Origin of the sequence: Thalassospira sp. HF15, from assembly GCF_011806525.1 — a bacterium.
In the GTDB taxonomy this organism is placed as follows: domain Bacteria; phylum Pseudomonadota; class Alphaproteobacteria; order Rhodospirillales; family Thalassospiraceae; genus Thalassospira.
Genome location: NZ_JAAVKI010000009.1, coordinates 17406 through 38189 on the forward strand (window position 1 = coordinate 17406; position 20784 = coordinate 38189).

Below are 20784 nucleotides of genomic sequence, written 5' to 3' on the forward strand. Positions count from 1 at the left end.
CTTGATCACGCAATCAGGCGTGCTGACTGCGCACACCGGATTTGAACAGTTTATAGGTTATGGAATCGCGAAGCGCGTTATAGGACGCCTCGATAATGTTGGTCGAAACCCCAACCGTCGCCCAATAATTTCCTTCGGCATCACGGCTTTCGATCATCACACGCGTGACCGCACGCGTGCCATCACCACGGGTTATGATGCGGACCTTATAGTCGATCAGTTCGATCTGCTCGACCGCATCGCGGTATTCCGGCACGGTCAGAAGAACTTTACGAAGCGCGGCGTCAAGGGCGTTGACCGGGCCGTTACCTTCGGCAACCGACATGAACTGATCATCCCCGACGACGACTTTGACGGTGGCTTCCGACATGGTCAGGACCTGTTCGTCCTGTTCATCGACCCAGCGGCGTTCATCGATCACACGGAAAGACGTCACGCGGAAATAGCGGTCAAGCTCGCCCATGGCCTTGCGCGCCAGCAGCTCAAAGCTTGCCTCGGCCCCGTCATAGGCATAGCCATCAAATTCGCGCTGCTTGACGGTTTCAACCAGCTTGCCGACCGCCTCGGATTTCGGATCGACCTCAACCCCGATTTCGCGGAACCGCGCAAGGATGTTGGATCGGCCTGCCTGATCGGACACAAGAATATGGCGCTGATTACCCACCAGATGCGGCTCGACATGTTCGTAACAGGTCGGGTTCTTTTCGACCGCCGAAACATGCAAGCCGCCCTTATGGGCAAAGGCACTGTCGCCAACATAGGCCGCCTGGCGCAGCGGTTCACGGTTAAGCCGCTCATCAAGGATGTGCGATATCCGGCGAAGACTGGTCAACTGATCATGGGAAACCCCAACGTCATAGCCCATCTTGAGCATAAGCGTCGGGATGATCGAAATCAGGTTGGCATTGCCGCACCGCTCCCCAAGGCCATTCAGTGTGCCTTGCACCTGCCGCGCACCGGCGCGCACAGCGGCCAACGAGTTCGCAACCGCGTTTTCCGTATCATTGTGGCAGTGAATGCCGACATGGGTGCCCGGAATCTGTGTGCAGACATCCGTCACAATATCAAAAATCTCGTCGGGCAACGTGCCGCCATTGGTGTCACATAGAACCACCCAACGCGCACCGGCCTCATAGGCCGCCTTGATCGCGGCAAGGGCATAGTCGCGATTGGCCTTGTAGCCATCAAAGAAATGCTCGGCATCGAACATCACTTCGGACACCTTGGTTTTCAGGTGCGCAATTGAGTCCGAAATCATCGCCAGATTTTCATCAAGCTCGATCCCGAGTGCCTCGGTGACTTGAAAATCCCAGCTTTTGCCAACCATGCAGACAATCGGTGCATTCTGCGCAAGGCTGGTCAGACCCGGATCATTTGATGCCGAACGTCCCGCACGGCGGGTCATGCCAAAGGCGGTCAGTTTGGAATTCTTGAGCTTGGGCGGATTGGCAAAGAATGCATCATCGGTCGGGTTTGCCCCGGGCCAGCCGCCTTCAATATAGTCAATCGACAATTCGTCCAGTGCCTTGGCAATCGCGGTCTTGTCCGCGGCCGAAAAATCCACGCCCTGGGTCTGTTGCCCATCGCGCAAGGTACTGTCATAGAGATAGACGCGCTTGTCTGACATTTTCATTCCAACTGATCGATAGTCTCTTGGGGACGGCCATTTGTTTTGCCGTCTTTGTTCTGAACGCAGACGGTCATGAACGGGTCTTGATTTCATGCCTTTTGCGGGTCTGGCAAATTGCCGCAAAATAGCCATCAGCGCAACAGCATTACGCGAATAGGTACTTTGGGGATAATTTCCGCCCTATTTCAACAAATTACCCACCTTTAGGATAGCGCACCTGTTCCCTTGAATGGTTGTAACCCCCACCACTCGATGATTAACTCATTGTATATTGTAGGCTGCGTGATCAATGCCCTGCACTACTTTTAGATTCACAGTGATCGCGCGACGTCCAAGGACAATAAAAATGGGAAATGACGCCTCCACCAGCGTTAACATCATGATGCTCGCCGGGCTGACATGGGAACGCACAGGTCGGAATTGCTGGACAGCATCGGATCGTTTTGCCCGATACACCATTTTCCGTGACATTGATGAACGTTGGTATGGCGATTGGGAACGCGACGGAAAAGTAATCCGTGCTGAATGGTCTTGCCCGATTCTGGAAACATTCGCCGAATACATGGTCGATAACGCACGCCGCCAATCATCCTGATCGTGTGATCGGCACCTGAAAATCAGGAACACCTAATAAATCGACACTTCCGGACGGGGGAACCAGCCTTTTCCTTGCGTTTGACGCCATGTCGATTATGTGTTGGGGTAACACAACCTTACATAAACCAAGGCAATTTTAATCCAATGACCAAAGCCATCCCTATGCAGATCGACATTGTTTCGGACGTGGTCTGCCCGTGGTGCATCATCGGTTACAAAAACCTCGAAGATGCCATCAGCCGTCTGGACGGTGAAATTGATGTTACCCTGCGCTGGCACCCGTTCGAACTCAACCGTGATATGCCGCCAGAGGGTCAGGATCTTTCTGAACATATCAGCGAAAAGTACGGCCTGACTGCTGATCAAAGTGCCGATAACCGTGCACGCATCACCATGATGAGCGAAAATGTCGGCTTCCCGATCCATTTTGGATCAGATTCCCGCATCTACAACACCTTTGATGCCCACCGCCTGCTGTATTGGGCAGGCAAAGAAGGTGAATACGGTCAGCAGACGGCGCTTAAGCTCAATCTGTTTGCCGCATACTTCCAGGGTGGTGACAACACCTCTGACCATGGTGTTCTCAAACGCGCGGCCGAGGAAGTCGGACTTCCTGTGGACCGCGCGGCCGAAATCCTTGCCAGCGACGAGTTCGCCAAGGAAGTCCGCGCCGAGGAAGACGAATTTGGCGATGCCGGCATCAGTTCGGTGCCGACCTATGTGGTCAATGGCAAATTCGCCATTTCCGGCGGCCATCCGCCAGAGGTATTCGAACAGGCCCTTTCCGAAATCGCCCGTCAGGGTGACGAGATATTGGCCGAAGCGCAGAACGACGCCTGATCAACGCCGACATCAGACGAACCATAAGAGCCCGGTCCAATGGATCGGGCTTTTTTGTTGAACTCGACAGAATTTAAATACCGATCTAGGCTTATCCTGCCACCACTTGAGGAAATGCCCCATGATCAGTCTTGCAGAAATCGGGCAATATCTGCCCGGAATATTGCTGTCTTATGCTGCCTTGCTTGTCGGCCTCATCAGTCCCGGTCCCGCCCTTCTGGGTCTGATGGGGGTCTCGCTTGATCAGGGCCGCCGTGCCGGACAACACTTTGCACTTGGCATCGGAACCGGATCTTTTTCCATCGGCCTTCTGACCCTGACCGGTTTGTCGGCGGTTCTTGCGACCTATGCCGACGCCATGACTGCCATCAGGATTTTTGGCGGGCTTTATTTGCTCTGGATGTCCTATCGGGCGTTTCGCACGGCCTTTCGCAAGACACCTGGCATGCAAGCTTCTGCGGATGCGCTTGACGCCCCGCAAGTCTCGGGACGCGGATATTACTTCCGTGGCCTGGGCCTGCATCTGACCAATCCAAAGGCCATCCTGACCTGGATTGCCATCATCTCGATTGGTTTTCACGAAGGTGCGCCGCTTTGGGTCGGGGCTGCAATTGTGATTGGCTGTGGTCTGATTTCAACCAGCATGCATTTGCTGTATGCCACGGCGTTTTCTACCGCACCGGCGATTTCGATTTATCGCCGTGCGGCAAGCTGGATCAACGGATTGCTTGGCGTGTTTTTCGCCGCAGTCGGAATCAGGTTGCTGATCAACCGCTAAGGCAAACGCCCAAGGGTTAAACCTTGGGCGTGTCGTCTTTGGCGGTATTTTCTTCTGCCTTTGCATCAGCTTCAGCTTCGGCTTCCGCCTTAGCCTCTTCTGCTGCTTCCTCTTCTGCGGCCGCTTCGGCCTCGGCTTCAGCCTGTTCGGCGGCCCAGACACCAGCGGTTTCAACCGCCATGGGCGATGCAGTCGGAAGGACGCTGACATAGCTTTCGGTTTCTTCGACCGGCAGCGCTTCACGGCGCGTCATGCGATACAGCGCATAAACCGAAATGACAGCAAATGTCATGGCCAGCACCAGCCAGAAGGTGCGTGGACCAAGATGCTCCATCGACCAACCAGCCAGAAGCGGTCCCAAAATCGCGCCAACCCCAAAGGTCAGCACAAGACCACCCGACGCTGCAGGCATGTCTTCAAGCGGCAGGAAATCGTTGGTGTAGGCCAGAAACAGCGCATAAAGCGGTGTGGTCATGCCGCCCGCGACAAAGGCCGCACACATCATGAACACAAGATTGCTTCCAGACACCCACCCCAAAATGCAGGCGCCCATTGCCACCATCGAGGCACCAAAGATCAGCTTGCGACGATCCATACGATCCGAAAGCCAGCCAATCGGATACTGAAAGACCAACGCACCGGCAAACAGCATCGCAACAAAGGTCGCAATTTGGCTGGCCGTCATGTCAATCTGGGTTCCGAAAACGGCCGCCATACCGGTTTGGATCGCATAGACACACCCCAAAAGGAAGATCCCCACCGTACTGAGCGGCGATCCGGCAAAAAGCTCCTTGAGCCCCATTGGGCGGGCTGCTTCCGTCACTGGAACAGAGGTTGCCGAAAGCAGGATCGGCGCAAAGGAAATCGAAACCAGAATGGATGCAACAATAAACAGGGCCGAATTTGCCGCATCCCCAAACGTCAAAAGACCCTGTGCACCGATAATTCCCAATGTCTGGGCAATCATATAAGCCGACAGAACCTTGCCGCGCGTTTCATTGGTCGAGGAATCGTTCAGCCAGCTTTCCGCCGTGACATAAATGCCCGACATGCAGAAGCCCAAGATCACGCGCAACAACGTCCAGGCCCACGGCTCTGCAATCAAGGGCAAGGCAATCAGACCGGCCGAGGTAAAACTGCCAAGTGCAGCAAAGACCCGGACATGGCCAACCCGCTTGATCATGCGCGGCGTAATGCGTGCCCCGGCGAGGAAGCCAGCAAAGTAGCCCGATGTCACGATTGCAAGCTCGGCCGAGGAAAATCCTTCAATCCCGCCACGCAAACCGATCAGGGTGAAATGCATGCCGTTGCCCAGCATGATCAGGACAACACCAATAAGAAGTGCCCAGACACTGGTTAAAACCTGGATCATGGCTCGCCCTTTCACGCTTGGGGATTACCGAACAGTCATGGATGTCATTGCTTACCGCACATTGGTCTGATGCAGGGTGTTTCAGACAAACGACTTGTTTCAGCAAAAGTACGAAACCACCGATCAGCTTTGGTTTCCAGACTTTTTTCAACGCGAAATGATTTTTTTGATATGGCCGGGAAAGTGTCAGGACCTAATCCCTGATCTCTGCCTCTGTCAGGCGACGGGTGGTGACACCGTTTTTAAGATCAAGCCAACCGCAGAAAACAGTCACCCAGACGGCAGCCAACATCAGAACCGCGATCTGCTGATCCATCACCCACAGTGTTCCTGCAGAAATGACGCACCACGCCAAAGGTACTGGTAACAGAACCCAACGCCACGTCCCGCGTGACAACAGGACAAAGCCCAATGTGCCAAGTGCGGTCGGATCAGCAGCACTGCCAAACAACTCCGCCTGGACAAGATCACGCCCCTCAATCAGGCCGATAAACGGAAAGGCAATCAGCGCAAAGGCGATCAGCGTCACGCCGACATAACATGAAAGGTCACCCCGCCAGCCAAAGCGAAGCGGCAGGGGACGCGCAGCAAAGATGGCAAACAAAACAACCTGAAGGGCAAAGCCCGGCAACAGATAGGGCACCGCCCAGTTGATCGGCTGATAGTATTGCCAAAGGAAGCCATATCCGCACCAGGCCCAAACCAGCGCCAACAAAACCAGAATAACCCGGTTGCCGCGAAAGCCGTGCCGAAGGGCCAAACCCGATGCGATCAGCCCCGCAACCAGCGCACCGGCAACCAACAGCGCCCAGGTGGTATTCATGGTTTCAAACAGCCGGTAATAGACGCGCGGCGAAAACAACAACAAGTCCCCCAGTCCGTAATCCCACCATTCACTCATGCTGTTTGCCCCCGATTACCTTGTTCACACCAGAACGCCAATGACGGCCGCGATCTGTTCACGCATCTTGTCATCGGGCAGCAGACCGCTAGCAGCTGCCATGTTTTCGACCGCATGGGCCGGTTTCGTGGTGGCCGGGATCGGACAGGTCACCGCAGGATGGGAAATAAGGTATTTCAATATCAACTGCGCCCAGCTTTTCGCTTCAAGATCACGGGCAAATTCCGGCAAAGGCTGCCCTTCAAGCCGTTCGGTCAGGCTGCCGCCGCGAAACGGGCGGTTTACAATTACCGCGATGCCCCGATCATAGGCCAGCGGCAACAGGTAGTCCTCGACCTTGCGATCAATCGGGTTATAGGTCACCTGCACGAAATCAAGCCGCTCGTTCTTCATCACGGCAATCAGATCTTCGGTACGTCGGCCGTGCGATGTCGTCACACCGACATAACGTAACTGCCCGGCATCCTTCATGCGAAACAGAAGCGGCAGGTTTTCATTGATGCCCAACAGATTGTGGACCTGCAAAAGATCAAACTCCGCGACCTTCCAGCGGTCGGACGTTTCTGCAATCTGTTCTGCACCATCACCTGCGGTCCAGACCTTGTCGGTCGAAAACACCCGATCACGCGCGCCAAGTTTATCAAGCCCGTAACCAATCACATCCTGGGCGGAACCATACATCGGCGAACTGTCGATCATGCGACCACCGGCATCGAAAAAGGCCGACATTACATCCGCACACTGATCACGTAATTCAATGTCATTGCCGACGTTAAACGTGATCCAGCTGCCAAGCCCGACAGCGGGAATTGTCTCTCCGCTTGAGGGGATGGTTTTCTGAATAATCCGAGGCAAGTCGTTCGCAGCACCTGTTTGCGCAAATGCGTGCCGGTTTGCGCCGGTTCCGAACACACCTAGTCCGCCAAGGGCGGCAACGGCCCCGGCCGATTTCAGGAACTTCCGACGATCAAAATCAGACATGGTTCGCTCTATCCTTGTGGTTCGCCACCATAGTCAAACAGGAATCTGGCAAAAATCTGCCCACCTGAAACGGGCGATGCAATTTGCTGACCAACCTGGCTCGCGCGCTATTCACGCCATTAAGATTAATCCTTGACCTAGAGTACACTCTATCACCTAGCTTCCTTCGGGACTGCATACCCCTTCCAAATGATGGTGGCCGATATGATGATTGGTGAAGTGGCTGAAAAGACCGGCTTTAGTGTTCATACGCTGCGCTATTACGAAAAGATCGGCTTGTTGCCGGAAACCTTGCGTGATGCCGGGGGACGACGGGTTTATGGCCCGGATGTTCTGGTCTGGCTTGAGTTTGTCGAACGCCTGAAACAAATCGGCATGCCGATCCGTGATCGGGTGCGATATGCCGAAATGCGGGCACAAGGCGACAGTACGATTTCCGCACGTCGGGAATTGCTCCAGACCTATCGCGACGATCTGGCAAAACGTGTCGCCAGTCTCAGCGAAACACTTGATGTCCTTGATGCCAAAATCGCCACTTACGAGACGGCCGCCAAATGCAACGGAGCATCCCGATGAGCGACACACGCCCCAACACCCTTAACAGCACCTGTGCCCTTGAAAAAGGTCGCGATATCGTCGCGCGCCTCAACCCGCCACTTGAAGGACAACTTGCCGACAAATACGACGATCTGGTGCCGGATTTTGCCGAAAGCCTGGTTGAATGGGCCTATGGTCGCCATTACGCCCGACCCGGGCTGGATTTGAAAACCCGGCAACTTTGCACCATTTCGGCCCTGACGGTTCTTGGCGGTCAAACTGGCCCGCAACTTAAAGTCAATATCCAACACACCCTGAGCGCCGGCGCAACACGCACCGAAATCATCGAGGCAATCTGGCAGATGGCCGTCTATGGCGGGCTACCTGCCGCAATCAATGGCCTCAATGCCGCACACGAGGTTTTTGAGGAACTTGATGAAGCCGCCTGATCAGCCCGATCCCAAAGAAAAAGGCCGCAGTGAGAACTGCGGCCTTTCTTCAATTCAGGGGCTATAACGCCTTACACGCGTTTCCAGCTGGTGCCATCCTTGAAGTCTTCAAGGATGATACCGCGCGCCAAAAGATCATCACGGATCTTGTCAGCGGTGGCGAAATCCTTGTTCTTCTTGGCATCTGCACGCTGGGCAATCAGGCCTTCGATTTCGGCAGTCTCGTCTTCATCGGCCGACCCGGTAAACCAGGCTTCCGGATCACCTTCAAGGATGCCAAGCAACTTGGCGGCCGCCAGGATTTCACCTTTGGCCTCTGCACGCTCGAACTTCTTTTCCGCCTTGTTGAACTTGGTCACAAGGTTATGGAACTCCGAAATCGCAAGCGGCGTGTTGAGGTCATCACACAGCGCATCAAGCACCGCACGCGGCACCGGCATTTCTTCCGGGGTCACATCGCCGCTTTGACGCAGGGCCGTATAGAACCGATCAAGCGCCTCTTTGGCCTGACGCAGGTTTTCTTCGGTCCAGTTGATCGGTTGATGGTAATGCGTTCCCATCATCGCCAGACGGATTGCTTCACCCGGCCATTTTTCAAGCAACTCATGCACGGTGACGAAATTGCCCAGCGACTTGGACATCTTTTCGCCTTCGACCATCAGATGGCCGTTATGCATCCAGTATTTGGCGTAGCTTGAGCCCTTGTTCGCGCAGCAGCTTTGCGCCAGTTCGTTTTCATGATGCGGGAACACCAGATCCGAACCACCGCCGTGAATGTCAAAATTCTCGCCCAAATAGCGCGTCGACATGGCAGAGCATTCAATATGCCACCCCGGACGGCCCCGGCCCCACGGGCTATCCCACCCCGGAATGTCATCACTGGATGGTTTCCACAGAACAAAGTCTGCCGGATCTTTTTTATAGGGTGCGACTTCAACACGTGCACCGGCGATCATTTCCTTGCGATCACGGCGCGACAGCTTGCCATAGTCATCAAACGCCTCGACCGAAAACAGCACATGTCCTTCGGCGGCATAGGCAAAGCCCTGCTCGATCAGGCTTTCGCACATGGCAATCATTTCGGCGATATGTTCAGTCGCGCGCGGTTCGATATCAGGCTTGGCCGCATTCAGGGCACCCATGTCATCCAGATAGGCCTGATGGGTGCGTTTGGTGATTTCAGAAATCGGCTCGCCGCTTTCCTTGGCGCGCGCATTGATCTTGTCATCAACGTCAGTGACGTTCCGAACGTAGGTCACCTTCGGATAGATATGGCGCAAAACGCGCACCAGCGTATCAAACACCACCACCGGGCGGGCATTGCCGACATGGGCATAGTCATAGACCGTCGGGCCGCAGACATAGAGGCGCACGTGATTGGGATCAATCGGCTCAAACACCTGCTTTTCGCGGGTGAGCGTATCAAAAATGCGAAGGGTCTTGGTCATTTCAAACGTCCGTTTGGCTGTTATATCGGTTTGGATGCAGGCAGTTTCCGGCGATCAAAGCAGATGCTTTAGACCGCCTTCCCACACAACCGATCACGCGCCTTTTCAGACCCGATCAAAACCAGCATGGTCGACATTTCCGGACCATGTTCACGCGCGGTCAACGCCTTGCGCAGCGGCATGAAAAGCTGCTTGCCCTTGCGGCCGGTTTCTTCCTTAAGCGCTGTGGTCCAGGATTTCCAGCTGGTGCCGTCAAGCTCGCCTTCGGGCAACATCTCGGCGGCCTGTTTGAGGAATGCTTCGTCCTCGCCATCAATTTCCGGAATGACGTTTTTGTGGATCACATCCCACCATTCCAGCGCCTCGGCCACGCGCCAGCAATTGCCGCGCACCGCATTCCAGAACATCTCATCGGCTTCTGCCATGCCAGCAGCTTCAAGCTTCGGTTTGGCGGCCTCAAACGACATGTCGTGAATGACTTTTTCATTGAGGCTTGCCAGCTCTGCCGGATCAAATTTCGGGGTCGAACGGCCATAATGATCAAGGTCGAATTTCTCAAGCACCTGGCTAAGGTTTGCCGGTTCGATCTTGTCCGATGCGCCAAGGCCGGTCAGAAGGCCAACCAATGCCTCGACCTCAAACCCGTCATTGCGCAGTTCACGCAATGAAAGACTGCCCAGACGTTTGGAAAGCTGCGAACCACCCGGCCCGGCCAAAAGCGGCATATGGGCAAATTCAAGTGCGCCCGGTTTCCCGCCAAGAGCAAGATACAGCAGTATTTGCGACACGGTATTGGTCACATGGTCTTCGCCGCGGATGATGTGGGTGACACCCATTTCAAGATCATCGACAACCGAGCCCAGCATATAAAGCAACGACCCGTCTTCGCGGATCAGAACCGGGTCGGATACGTGTTCGGTATCGAACGAACATACACCACGCGTCAGGTCATCCCATCCGACCATGCCGTCGGTCAGAAGGAACCGCCAATGCGGCTTGCGGCCTTCGGCCTCAAGGGCAGCGATTTCTTCATCGCTAAGGGTCAACGCCTTGCGATCATAGATGAATGGTTGATGACGCTGGCGGGCAGCCTTGCGCTTCCAGTTCAGTTCACCTTCCGTCTCATAGCAAGGATACAGCAATTCGCGCTTTTTAAGGTCCGCGATGGCGGCGTCATACTTATCCAGACGGAGCGACTGGCGTTCTTCCTGATCCCAGTCGATACCAAGCCATGAAAGGTCTTCACGGATCGCATCGACATATTCGTCTTTGGAGCGTACCGGATCGGTATCGTCAAAACGCAGGATGAATTTCCCGCCTGATTTACGGGCATAGAGCCAGTTCATCAGCGCCACACGGGCGTTACCGACGTGAAGAAGCCCGGTCGGGCTGGGAGCAAATCGCAGAACAGGTTTTGTCATTTCAAACTTTTCAATCACGTAACAAGGTTCGTGAAGCCATTGGTAATCGGATAGCGACGGTCACGGCCAAAGGCGCGCGGGGTAATCTTGACCCCCGGCGGTGCCTGACGGCGTTTATATTCCGCCCGATCCAGCAACCGCCAGACCCGGCGTACTGTTGCCTCGTCATGACCACTATCAACGATATCGCGAACGGACCGCTCGCCTTCAATCATCTGATGCAGGATATCATCCAAAACATCATACGGCGGCAGACTATCTTCGTCTTTCTGATCGGGGCGCAGTTCAGCCGATGGCGGTTTGGTGATAATCCGCTCGGGAATCACCATGCCATCCGGGCCCATCGCCCCGCTTGGTTTGTGTTCATTGCGCCAGTGGCACAAATTGAACACGGTCGTTTTATAAAGGTCTTTCAGAACCGAATAACCACCACACATATCGCCATACAGCGTGGCATAGCCAACCGACATTTCCGACTTGTTGCCGGTCGTCAGCACCATGTGGCCAAACTTGTTTGAAAGCCCCATCAGGATAATTCCGCGCGAACGGGCCTGAATGTTTTCTTCGGTAATATCGGTATCACGGCCCTCGAATGCCGGGGCTAGCATTTCATCAAATGCCGCCATGGCCGGACCGATATTGATGCTTTCAATCCCGGTCTTGAGCATGCCGGCGCACTGTTCCGCATCTTCAAGGCTGTCTGCCGAGGTATAAGGCGATGGCATCATCACCAGACGCACACGATCCGATCCCAGCGCATCAACGGCGATGGCAGCCGAAAGCGCACTATCGATCCCGCCCGACATACCAATCACAACACCGGGGAAGCCGTTTTTATTGACGTAATCACGCAGGCCCAGAACCAGCGTCTGATAGATGGCATCAAGCCCGCTGGGATAAACGGCCTTGGGCGCATCATCCGCACAGCGCCATTTACCGTCATCATGCTGCTGCCAGGTGGTTAGCGCGACATCCTCGGCAAAGGCCGGCAAGGCAACGGCAAGCGATCCATCGCCGTTGAGGCCAAACGATCCACCATCGAAAACCAGTTCATCCTGCCCGCCGACTTCGTTGCAATAGATCATCGGCTTGCCGCTTTCGCGCACCCGATCCTCGATCAGCTTGCGGCGCAGGCCGCTTTTGTCGGCCTCAAACGGCGACCCGTTGGGCACCAGGAAAATCTCCGCCCCGGCATCTGCCAGATGGGCGACAACATGCGGCGTCCAGACATCCTCGCAGATCGGCACGCCAAGCTTTACGCCCTTGAACGAAATCGGGGTTGGCATCGGGCCAGCAGCAAAGACGCGCTTTTCATCAAACACGCCATAATTCGGCAAGTCGTTCTTGGCGCGCACATCAATAATCTTGCCCTGATCAATCAGCAAAACCGCATTGTGGCGCGTGCCATCCACTTCCCACGGTGTGGTCAACAGCAAGGCCGGACCATCTTTGCGTTTGGCGGTATGATCGCAGATGAATTGAACCGCATCATGCAGATGGCGCATAAACGCTGGCTTCATCACCAGATCCTCGGGCGGATAGCCCGACAGCACCAGTTCGGAATACAGTACGATCTCCGCAGCCTTATCAGCCGCAGTTTCCCAGGCAGCCACAACCTTGTCCCGGTTCCCGGTGACATCACCGACAATCGGGTTCAGCTGGGCAATCGCGATGGCAAGCTTCTTTGTCATGATGTTGGAATAGGATCGCCCCTGCGCGCTGTCAATTGCGGAATACAAGATATGCCATGTTTCACACACGACGACCATTATTGCATAGCAGCAATGCAAAGGGCTGAATGTCGCTAATACTATGATAATTCGCGCCTATTCACGTTTAGTGGCGCGTGTTTATCGGTTGATAATCACTTGCAAAATTGATCATGGGCCGTTCTATTCCGCTTGACCGTGAAAACACGGCAAAAACACAACAAACTGATACGAGCAAATAGAATGTCAAACCAAGCCACCACCACGCCCCAAATCCCGGTTGTCACGATTTCCCACATCCCGGGCAAAGAAATCAGCGAAAACCTTGGCATCGTCTTTGGCAGTTCGGTGCGTAGCCGTAACTTCCTTTTTGATATCATGGCAACGCTCAAGAACCTTTTTGGCGGCGAAGTCCGGTCCTATACCCGCCTTCTTGAAGATGCCCAGCAAGAAGCGACCGACCGCCTGATTGCCCAGTCCGTGAAACTGAATGCCGATGCCATCGTTGATGTGCATTTTGCAACATCGCAGGTTGCCTATAAGGCCGCCGAGATTTTTGCCTATGGCACTGCTGTTCGACTGAAATAACCGGGTGGTAGCATAACAATGGAAGAGTTCTTTCTTCCGGGAATTGCGCTGACCATCCTGATCGGAATCGCTTATCTGACCGGCCGTTTGGCCGATGCGGCGCACGAACGTGCGCTTGCACGCGACGAAACCCTTTTGCCGCATCAGTATCTTGATTCCGGGGATGCAGTTCCCGAACACGTCACATTGCACGACAGCAAACTGGTCACCGGTAAGGTCGTTATTGCCGAAGACCGTTTTCGCAACCTATTGGCCCGCCTCCGCATTTTCGTCGGCGGACGTCTGGCCGCACACGAAGCAACGGTTACACGTGCCAAGCGCGATGCCGTCCTTCGCCTTCGCACCAATGCCAAGGGTGCCAGCCATATTATCGGCCTGCGCTTTGATTCTTCCGAACTCGGGCGGGGCATGATCGAGGTGATCGTTTCAGGCACTGCCCTTTACACCGATCATCGCCCGACCGGTGGCAAGCCGGCCGCCCTTCCTGATGACGGGGTCAATATCTCTCATCGGAACCTGTTGGCAGAACTGGTGTCCGGCAGCTTTGCATTTCTTCTGATCTGCTGGGCCATTTATGCGGCAAGCGGCTTTGCCATTGAATGGGCGGCAGACAGCATTTCGGTTGAGGACGAAGTTGCAATCTGGTCGGAGCTTGAACCCGAACTGATTGCCGGACATCGACTTGATTCCGAACGCAGCATTCCGGAACGCTACCTAGTCGATTTAATCAATTCGATCCCCAAAGAGGCGATTGGTCCAGCACAAGCGTACGATTTTGATGTGCTCATTATCCCTGACGACACACCAAATGCGGCCGCATTGCCCGGCGGCTTGATCCTGGTCCATACCGGCATGCTTGAACTGGTCGACAGCGAAAACGAACTACTGTCAATTTTGGGGCATGAAATCGGCCATTATAATGGGCGCGATCACCTTGAAGGACTCGGCCGCGAGGTCGTTGGCGTCGCCCTTTCGGCCATGATGTTCCAGAACGATGCGGTTCTGACCACCTGGGTCGCAGGATGGCCGAAATTGCTGGCCGATATGGATTACTCCCGCAGTCAGGAACTTGATGCCGATAACTGGAGCCTCAAGATTCTGATGGCCAAATATGGCCACGTTGCCGAAGCATCGCGCACGTTTGAAAAACTTGCCTCCATGCAGGGCGGGCACAGCGTGATGGATTATCTAGCCACCCATCCGCATCCGCAGGACCGGGTGAACCGCCTCAATAAAATGGCGGAAGATCAAGGCCTGCCAATTGGCGAGCCTGTCGATCTTCAAACCGCCTTTGAGAATTATCTGGTTCGAAGCGGAGAAATCCCGGCCAGCGCCCTTGAAGACCGCCACCAATATAACCTTACCAACACGGGAAACTGACCCATGCGTGGACTTTTTGCGCCTTTTCGCTTTCTGAGCGTTAGCGGACGCCCGAATTGTGAATTCTGGCTCACACAATGCATCATTCTGGCCTCGACCATTATGGGTGTCTACCTAGCAAGCTTTGCCGGTTTTGAGATTGCGGTTGATTTTGACCGCTACCAAAGTGTTTCCGATGTTTCCAATCTGGAAAAGTCGCTTGAAGCGGAATTTTCCGACAATATCGAAAAGGTCGAAACCTGGATTGCGGACTATCCCGAAGGCCCGATGACCTGGCATGCCGCAAAACTTGCCCCGCGTGAACGCCACAAACTTGATGATATGGTGTGGCAGACAATGCGCTATTCGCAACGCACGTTTGAGGTAAACCCGGCGATCATCACCGGGGTACGCCGCTTCTATTCCGATATCGAAGCACAGATGACGATCATGTTCATGCAACAAAACGCCAATGGCATGGCGCGCAATGCATTGAGGAAAATGGGTGAAATCGCCGCAACAGCGCGGGCTGAGGTCTTGCCCCTGCTGCACTCGGAAATAAAACGCCTCGATGATGATCTGGCGAAAATGACGCACTGATTTCGTGCATCCTCAGATGGCGAAAACACAAAACCGGGGCTGCAATCAGTCCCGGTTTTTCTTTTTCACTTAGAGGAGGAGGAAATCAGGGATCAAAGGGCCAAGGCCGCGTCGATTTCGCCCTGACTCATGGTTTTGGCTGAACCATGGATAATGCCACTGGCGACATCCATGAACTTCTGAAGCGAGGTGGTCACGGCACTTGCCGTCACGCGCAGCAAATCCTCATCGCCGGTCTCGATAATGGTCTCAAGCTGCGAAACCGCATGCGACACAATCCTGTTAAGATGCTCGATGGTTTCTTCAAACGGCTGACGGAACTTGGCTGGCACATGCTCATAAGCCTCAATCGCCAGATCCTTGTCTGAAAAGGCGCTATCGCGGAAGTGCTCCTGATAGCTTTTCGGCGCCCATTCCTTGCAGTCCTCGATCATGTCAGGCATGTCGGGCACCATTTCGAGAAGCATGACGATCTCATTGAAATGGTTCAGATAATCGGTCGCCAAAAGCGTGGTCGAGGAAATATTGGTTCCCTCCACCTTCTTTTGCCATGCGCTGAATTCAGCGTCGTCCACCATACCCGTTGCGACCCCTCGCCCTTAATCTTCTGTCAGGAACACCCTGCAATTACCCATACTTAAGAATATTTGATCGCCATTGGTAGATGTTTTTTCACGAATTCATACTGATTGTGCAACAAAATGCATCGAAGCCTGCTTTAACTGCCTCACTTGGGAAGCCGACGTCCCAAAAGAAGTCCCAAAAGAAAAGGTGCCCGACACTCCCGGGCACCTTAACAATCAATCTGTTCAATCAGACGATCAAATCAAGCAGAAGCAGCCATCTGTTCTGCGCGAACGCTGTCGCGTTCTTTTTTGATCATTTCGGCCATCAGGAAGGCAAGCTCAAGAGCCTGTCCGCCGTTCAGGCGCGGGTCGCAATGGGTGTGGTAACGATCCGAAAGGGTGTCTTCGGTCACTTCACGCGCACCACCGATGCATTCGGTCACATCCGTTCCGGTCATTTCGAAATGAACGCCACCGGCATGGGTGCCTTCGGCCTTGTGCACTTCAAAGAAGTTTTTGACCTCTGACAGGATCGCATCGAACGGACGGGTTTTATATCCGGTTGATGCCTTGATCGTGTTGCCATGCATCGGATCACAGGACCAGACAACCTTGCGGCCTTCATCCTTCACACGCTTGACCAGACGCGGCAGGTTATCAAACACCTTATCTGCGCCCATGCGTGCGATGAGGGTCAGGCGACCGGCTTCGTTGTTCGGGTTCAGGATGTCGATCAGACGGATCAGGTCATCCTCATCCATGGTCGGGCCGCATTTCATGCCGATCGGGTTGTTAACCCCACGCAGGAATTCAACATGTGCGTGATCGGCCTGGCGGGTACGGTCGCCAATCCACAGCATATGCGAGGAGCAATCATACCACTCGCCGGTCAGGCTGTCCTGACGGGTCAATGCCTGCTCGTAACCCAGCAAAAGCGCCTCGTGCGAGGTATAGAAATCCGTCTCGCGCAGCTGCGGTGCGCTTTCGGCGGTGATGCCGCACGCTTCCATGAAGGCAACCGCCTCATCGATCTGGGTGGTCATCTTGCTGTAGCGTTCACCAGCCGGGCTACCATCGACAAAGGACAGGTTCCAGCGATGGATTTTGGTCAGATCGGCAAAGCCACCCTGTGCAAAGGCACGCAGCAGGTTAAGCGTTGCGGCGGACTGGTTATAGGCGCGGATCTGGCGCTGCGGGTCCGGAATGCGGGCTGCTTCGGTGAACTCGATGCCGTTGACCACATCACCGCGATAGCTAGGCAGTTCGACACCATTGATGGTTTCGGTATCAGATGAGCGCGGCTTGGCAAACTGACCAGCCATACGCCCAACCTTGACCACCGGGCATGCCGCGCCATAGGTCAGGACCACGGCCATCTGCAACATCACCTTGAAGGTGTCGCGAATATTGTTCGGATGAAATTCCTTGAAGCTTTCGGCACAGTCCCCGCCTTGCAGCAGGAAAGCCTTGCCTTCTGCGACTTCACCAAGCTTTTCCTTGAGCGCACGCGCCTCGCCAGCAAACACCAAAGGAGGATAGCTGCCGAGCTCTTGCTCTACGGCCTTTAAGGCCTGTGCATCAGGATAAGTCGGCACCTGCTTAATCGGCAGGTTACGCCAGCTATCAATGCTCCAGCTCTTGCTCATTTGCTTCCTCTCAATCCGGCATGTTCATCGTCATGCCGCCATTATAGCACATATACGTTTATCTGGCGGAATTCCGCCCGCTTGACCGGTAATTTAACCGGGCCAGACTTGATACGGGTTTTGCCAACGCATTTCCACCCCTTCTCGACGTTCGGAGATCATTTTTCGGCAATTTTTTACCAAACCGTCAAAATTTGGCGCAAAATTCCACTCAAAACCTGCAATTTATCAAGGGCGGATGCAGTGTGATCAAATACTCACACCCTTCAGATATGTGCGAATCCGGATTAGCAAAACGTCTGTGACGTCAAAATTCCGGCTCTTCATCGAAAACCGCAACGCCTTTGGGAATAATCACACCTTCTAATTTCCGCTTGGCCCAAATATGCATCGCATCACTAAGGTCGGGCTGAATATCAAGTGACCCGCCTTTGACACTGACAGGCTCAAAACCGTTAAGATCGCCATGAAAAAGGCGCGTCCCGCAATCGAGACAGAAATGACACGGCATCTTCCCGCCATCCGATGTCGAACGGGTCCATGTTTTAACAGTACCCTGGATGATCTTGATATGCGCCGGTGCGACAATTGCCGAAATGCCAAAGGCAGATGCTGATTGCAGCTGACATTCCCGGCAATGGCAGACATAGACCTTTGATGGTGGCGCAGACAGCACATATTTGACAGCGCCACACTGGCAGCCACCGCTCAACGACTGCGATTGATTTTGGGTCAATGCGCTCACACGGACCTCCAGAACATCATTGGGGCGGCAGGCTTTTGCATTTGCAGACCGCCATTTTCTTGCACCATCAAGACTTTAGCGCCACACTGCCCGCCCGTCGACTTTAACATGGACCTTCCATGACCCCTGAAACGATCGCTGTCATTGCCTGTGCCTATTTCGTGGCGGCCTTCGTCAAGGGTGCCACCGGCTTGGGGTTTTCAACATCGGCATTGCCGATCCTGGCCCTTGGACTTGGGCTTAAGGCCGGAATGCCGCTTGTGATCATTCCATCGCTTGTCAGCAATTCAATCATCATGGCCCAGGCGGGACATTTCCGCGAAACCGTCAACCGGTTCTGGCCGATGTTTCTGGCAACAATTCCGGGCATCCTGATCGGACTGGCGGTGCTTGAGATGGTCGACAGCATTCTGGCAGGTGCCGTTTTGGGGCTGGTTTTGATGAATTACGGGGCGATTACCCTGTTTCGCCATGGCAAGCCACTGTCGGACAAGGTTGCACGCGGACTTGCCCCGGTTTCGGGCTTTGCCACCGGCCTGATCAACGGCATCACCGGATCGCAGGTTATGCCGGTTTTGCCTTTCCTGCTTTCCATGCGGCTTGAACCAAAACGCTTTCTACAGGCGATCAATATCTCGTTTAGTCTTTCAAGCATCGTCATGGCCCTGGGCCTTGCCCGGCTTGGCCTGATGACGATTGAAACACTCTGGATATCACTGGCGGGGTTGGTACCGGTGTATCTTGGGACGAAACTGGGCACGCGCGTGCGTGATCGCATGGACGCAGAAACCTTTCGCAAGGTCGTTCTGATCATGCTGATCATCTTTGGCGTCATTCTGATTGGCAAACTGTTTGCCCCTTCATGATCAAACATCTACGCAACGCGGCGATGTCATCTGGCACAATCGTATCGTTTCTGCTAGCACATCCTCATGAAAACCATCGCCCGCCCTGCCTTTGCCGAAACCGAAGAAAAGAAATCGCGTTTTCTGGCCGAACTCGTTTTTCATGACGATCTGGCCAAGCGAATTGATGAATTGCGCGCCCTTCATCCCAAGGCCAATCACCATGTGAACGCCTATCGGTACCTTAATGATGAAGAGCAACTGATCGAACACGGCAAGGATGACGGCGAACCATCGGGCACATCAGGCATCCCTTGCCTTAAGGTTCTTCAGGGCCGTGATCTGATTAATGTTGCGGTGATCGTGACGCGTTATTTTGGCGGGACAAAACTGGGGACTGGCGGATTGGTGCGCGCCTATAGCGGGGCGGCCAATGCGGTCTGTGATGTGGCCGAGATCATCGAGTATATCCCGCAGGGCGAAGCAGAACTGTTTGCCGGGTTTTCCGATGCCGGAACGCTCGAACAGGCCTGTGCCGAGGATGGCATCACCATCCTTGATCGTCAGTTTGATACCGACGGGACGCGCATTAAAATCACCGGCCCACGCGAATGCCTGGCTGAGCTGAGTGAACGTTTTCCCCTGCCGCAGTGACAGCCACTAGCGCGTTTTTGATTTTGGCCGCGTGGTGCTTTCGCGACACTGAAGCTCGAAGCCGAGATCAATGATCTTCTGTTCGGGGGGCTCGCCATCCAGAACGCTTTTGATCATTTGCACGGCGCGTTTGCCGATCTGATAGCGATCTGTTCGGATCGATGTGAGCGCCGGATAGCTTGCGGCCATCATTTCAAGATCGTTAAAGCCAATGATCCCCATGTCATCAGGAACCGAAATCCCGGCCTTCTGGCACCCAAACAGCGCGCCAAGCGCCATGTCATCGTTGTTGCAGAACACCGCATCAAGGTCGGGGCGGCGTTTGCGCAATGTTTCAAGCAAATGTCCGCCAAGCGAAACACTTGATGAGTCTGTCGTCGTTACGATCAGGTCCGGGTCGTAACGACCACCCGACCGCAGGGCTTCCTTGAACCCTTCCATACGCCGATGGGATCTGGGATCCATACGCGCACCAAGGAAGCCGATGCGTTTGTAACCCTTTTGCACCAGATGAACGCCGGCCGCCCGACCGCCTTCAAAATGTGAAAAGCCGACCATCATGTCGATCGGGTCGTCGCTGATGTCCATGACCTGAACAACCGGGCATTCGGCATTTTCCAGAAGTTCGCGGGTGGCATCGGTCTGATCAACGCCGGCAACAATCATGGCCGACGGACCCTGCCCCAGGAAGGTGCGCACAAGGCGTTCCTCATCCTTCGCGACATAGCGCGAGTTACCCAGCTGCACCTGAAATGGCCCCTGATACAGCTCGTCATAAATGGCGCGCAGCGTATCGGCAAAAACGTTGTTGGTCAGCGAGGGAACGATCACACCGATCACATTGGATCGGGTCGAGGCCAGCGCACTGGCATGCGAATGCGGCACATAATTGAGCTTGCGCACAGCGTTGTTGATCTTTCGCCGCAGATGATCAGACACCTTTGACGGATCGCGCAACGCGCGTGAAACCGTGATGGTGCTGACACCAGCCCGTTCGGCAACATCGGATATTGTTGGCCGTCCGGCCCCTTTGCGCTTCCTCATACCCTTACATTTATTACGTCCTTTCCAAACCGACAAGCACCTTGTCACGGTAAATCAAACAGCGGAAATTAGCC

Annotated in this window: 21 protein-coding genes; 10 read left to right on the forward strand and 11 right to left on the reverse strand. The window is 54.5% G+C overall.

Annotation, left to right across the window (positions count from 1 at the left end; all coding sequences use genetic code 11):
- Positions 1-13: 13 nt before the first annotated feature.
- Complete coding sequence (gene cimA / locus HED22_RS18220) at positions 14-1627, reverse strand: citramalate synthase (RefSeq protein WP_167724937.1); 1614 nt, start codon at positions 1625-1627, stop codon at positions 14-16.
- 349 nt (positions 1628-1976) lie between these two features.
- On the opposite strand from cimA, the gene HED22_RS18225 reads away from it, so the two are divergent.
- The 3 genes from HED22_RS18225 (at position 1977) to HED22_RS18235 (ending at position 3845) form a co-directional block, all read left to right on the forward strand.
- Entirely contained in the window at positions 1977-2225 is a 249-nt protein-coding gene (locus tag HED22_RS18225) for a hypothetical protein (protein ID WP_167724939.1), read from the forward strand.
- Between the two features lie 146 nt (positions 2226-2371).
- The gene (locus HED22_RS18230; protein WP_167724941.1) at positions 2372-3067 is read left to right on the forward strand and encodes a DsbA family oxidoreductase; all 696 of its coding nucleotides are present in this window, start codon (positions 2372-2374) and stop codon (positions 3065-3067) included.
- Positions 3068-3188: 121 nt separating this feature from the next.
- Positions 3189-3845 carry a LysE family translocator gene (locus HED22_RS18235; RefSeq protein WP_167724943.1) on the forward strand — a complete coding sequence of 219 codons (657 nt, stop codon included), beginning with the start codon at positions 3189-3191 and terminating at the stop codon, positions 3843-3845.
- Between the two features lie 16 nt (positions 3846-3861).
- On the opposite strand, the gene HED22_RS18240 is transcribed toward HED22_RS18235, so the two are convergent.
- The 3 genes from HED22_RS18240 to HED22_RS18250 form a co-directional block, all read right to left on the reverse strand.
- Positions 3862-5217 carry an MFS transporter gene (locus HED22_RS18240; RefSeq protein WP_167724945.1) on the reverse strand — a complete coding sequence of 452 codons (1356 nt, stop codon included), beginning with the start codon at positions 5215-5217 and terminating at the stop codon, positions 3862-3864.
- A gap of 193 nt (positions 5218-5410) precedes the next feature.
- Entirely contained in the window at positions 5411-6118 is a 708-nt protein-coding gene (locus HED22_RS18245; RefSeq protein WP_167724947.1) for a hypothetical protein, read from the reverse strand.
- Positions 6119-6142: 24 nt separating this feature from the next.
- Positions 6143-7099, reverse strand: a complete 957-nt coding sequence (locus HED22_RS18250; protein ID WP_167724949.1) for an aldo/keto reductase — start codon at positions 7097-7099, stop codon at positions 6143-6145.
- 204 nt (positions 7100-7303) lie between these two features.
- On the opposite strand from HED22_RS18250, the gene HED22_RS18255 reads away from it, so the two are divergent.
- Entirely contained in the window at positions 7304-7675 is a 372-nt protein-coding gene (locus HED22_RS18255) for a MerR family transcriptional regulator (protein WP_167724952.1), read from the forward strand.
- Positions 7672-8085: a carboxymuconolactone decarboxylase family protein gene (locus HED22_RS18260; RefSeq protein ID WP_167724954.1), complete on the forward strand. Its 414-nt coding sequence runs from the start codon at positions 7672-7674 to the stop codon at positions 8083-8085. Before HED22_RS18255 ends, HED22_RS18260 begins: the two co-directional genes overlap by 4 nt.
- 71 nt (positions 8086-8156) lie before the next feature.
- On the opposite strand, the gene cysS is transcribed toward HED22_RS18260, so the two are convergent.
- The 3 genes from cysS to HED22_RS18275 form a co-directional block, all read right to left on the reverse strand.
- Entirely contained in the window at positions 8157-9533 is a 1377-nt protein-coding gene (cysS, locus tag HED22_RS18265; RefSeq protein WP_167724956.1) for a cysteine--tRNA ligase, read from the reverse strand.
- Between the two features lie 68 nt (positions 9534-9601).
- Complete coding sequence (gltX, locus tag HED22_RS18270) at positions 9602-10954, reverse strand: glutamate--tRNA ligase (RefSeq protein ID WP_167724958.1); 1353 nt, start codon at positions 10952-10954, stop codon at positions 9602-9604.
- Positions 10955-10968: 14 nt separating this feature from the next.
- Positions 10969-12645, reverse strand: coding sequence for an NAD+ synthase (locus HED22_RS18275; protein WP_167725160.1), 1677 nt, complete (start codon positions 12643-12645; stop codon positions 10969-10971).
- 261 nt (positions 12646-12906) lie between these two features.
- On the opposite strand from HED22_RS18275, the gene HED22_RS18280 reads away from it, so the two are divergent.
- Genes HED22_RS18280 through HED22_RS18290 form a run of 3 tightly spaced genes read left to right on the forward strand, consistent with a single transcriptional unit; the run spans position 12907 to position 15210 of the window.
- Positions 12907-13251 (forward strand): YbjQ family protein, encoded by a 345-nt coding sequence (locus HED22_RS18280; protein ID WP_167724960.1) that lies wholly within the window; start codon positions 12907-12909, stop codon positions 13249-13251.
- A gap of 18 nt (positions 13252-13269) precedes the next feature.
- Positions 13270-14631 (forward strand): M48 family metallopeptidase, encoded by a 1362-nt coding sequence (locus tag HED22_RS18285; RefSeq protein ID WP_167724962.1) that lies wholly within the window; start codon positions 13270-13272, stop codon positions 14629-14631.
- A gap of 3 nt (positions 14632-14634) precedes the next feature.
- On the forward strand, positions 14635-15210 hold the full coding sequence (locus HED22_RS18290) for a hypothetical protein (protein WP_167724964.1): 576 nt from the start codon (positions 14635-14637) through the stop codon (positions 15208-15210).
- A 92-nt stretch (positions 15211-15302) separates the two neighbouring features.
- Here the strand turns inward: HED22_RS18290 and HED22_RS18295 are convergent, their stop codons facing one another.
- The 3 genes from HED22_RS18295 to HED22_RS18305 form a co-directional block, all read right to left on the reverse strand.
- Positions 15303-15788: a hypothetical protein gene (locus HED22_RS18295; RefSeq protein ID WP_167724966.1), complete on the reverse strand. Its 486-nt coding sequence runs from the start codon at positions 15786-15788 to the stop codon at positions 15303-15305.
- A gap of 248 nt (positions 15789-16036) precedes the next feature.
- Entirely contained in the window at positions 16037-17422 is a 1386-nt protein-coding gene (locus tag HED22_RS18300) for a class II 3-deoxy-7-phosphoheptulonate synthase (RefSeq protein ID WP_167724968.1), read from the reverse strand.
- Positions 17423-17729: 307 nt separating this feature from the next.
- On the reverse strand, positions 17730-18167 hold the full coding sequence (locus HED22_RS18305; protein WP_167724970.1) for a GFA family protein: 438 nt from the start codon (positions 18165-18167) through the stop codon (positions 17730-17732).
- Between the two features lie 119 nt (positions 18168-18286).
- Between HED22_RS18305 and HED22_RS18310 the strand changes: the two genes are divergently transcribed.
- Positions 18287-19033 carry a sulfite exporter TauE/SafE family protein gene (locus HED22_RS18310; protein WP_167724972.1) on the forward strand — a complete coding sequence of 249 codons (747 nt, stop codon included), beginning with the start codon at positions 18287-18289 and terminating at the stop codon, positions 19031-19033.
- Positions 19034-19099: 66 nt separating this feature from the next.
- On the forward strand, positions 19100-19666 hold the full coding sequence (locus HED22_RS18315) for a YigZ family protein (protein ID WP_167724974.1): 567 nt from the start codon (positions 19100-19102) through the stop codon (positions 19664-19666).
- A 6-nt stretch (positions 19667-19672) separates the two neighbouring features.
- Here HED22_RS18315 and HED22_RS18320 read toward each other — a convergent pair whose 3' ends face one another.
- Positions 19673-20710, reverse strand: coding sequence for a LacI family DNA-binding transcriptional regulator (locus tag HED22_RS18320; protein ID WP_167724976.1), 1038 nt, complete (start codon positions 20708-20710; stop codon positions 19673-19675).
- Between the last annotated feature and the right edge of the window lie 74 nt (positions 20711-20784).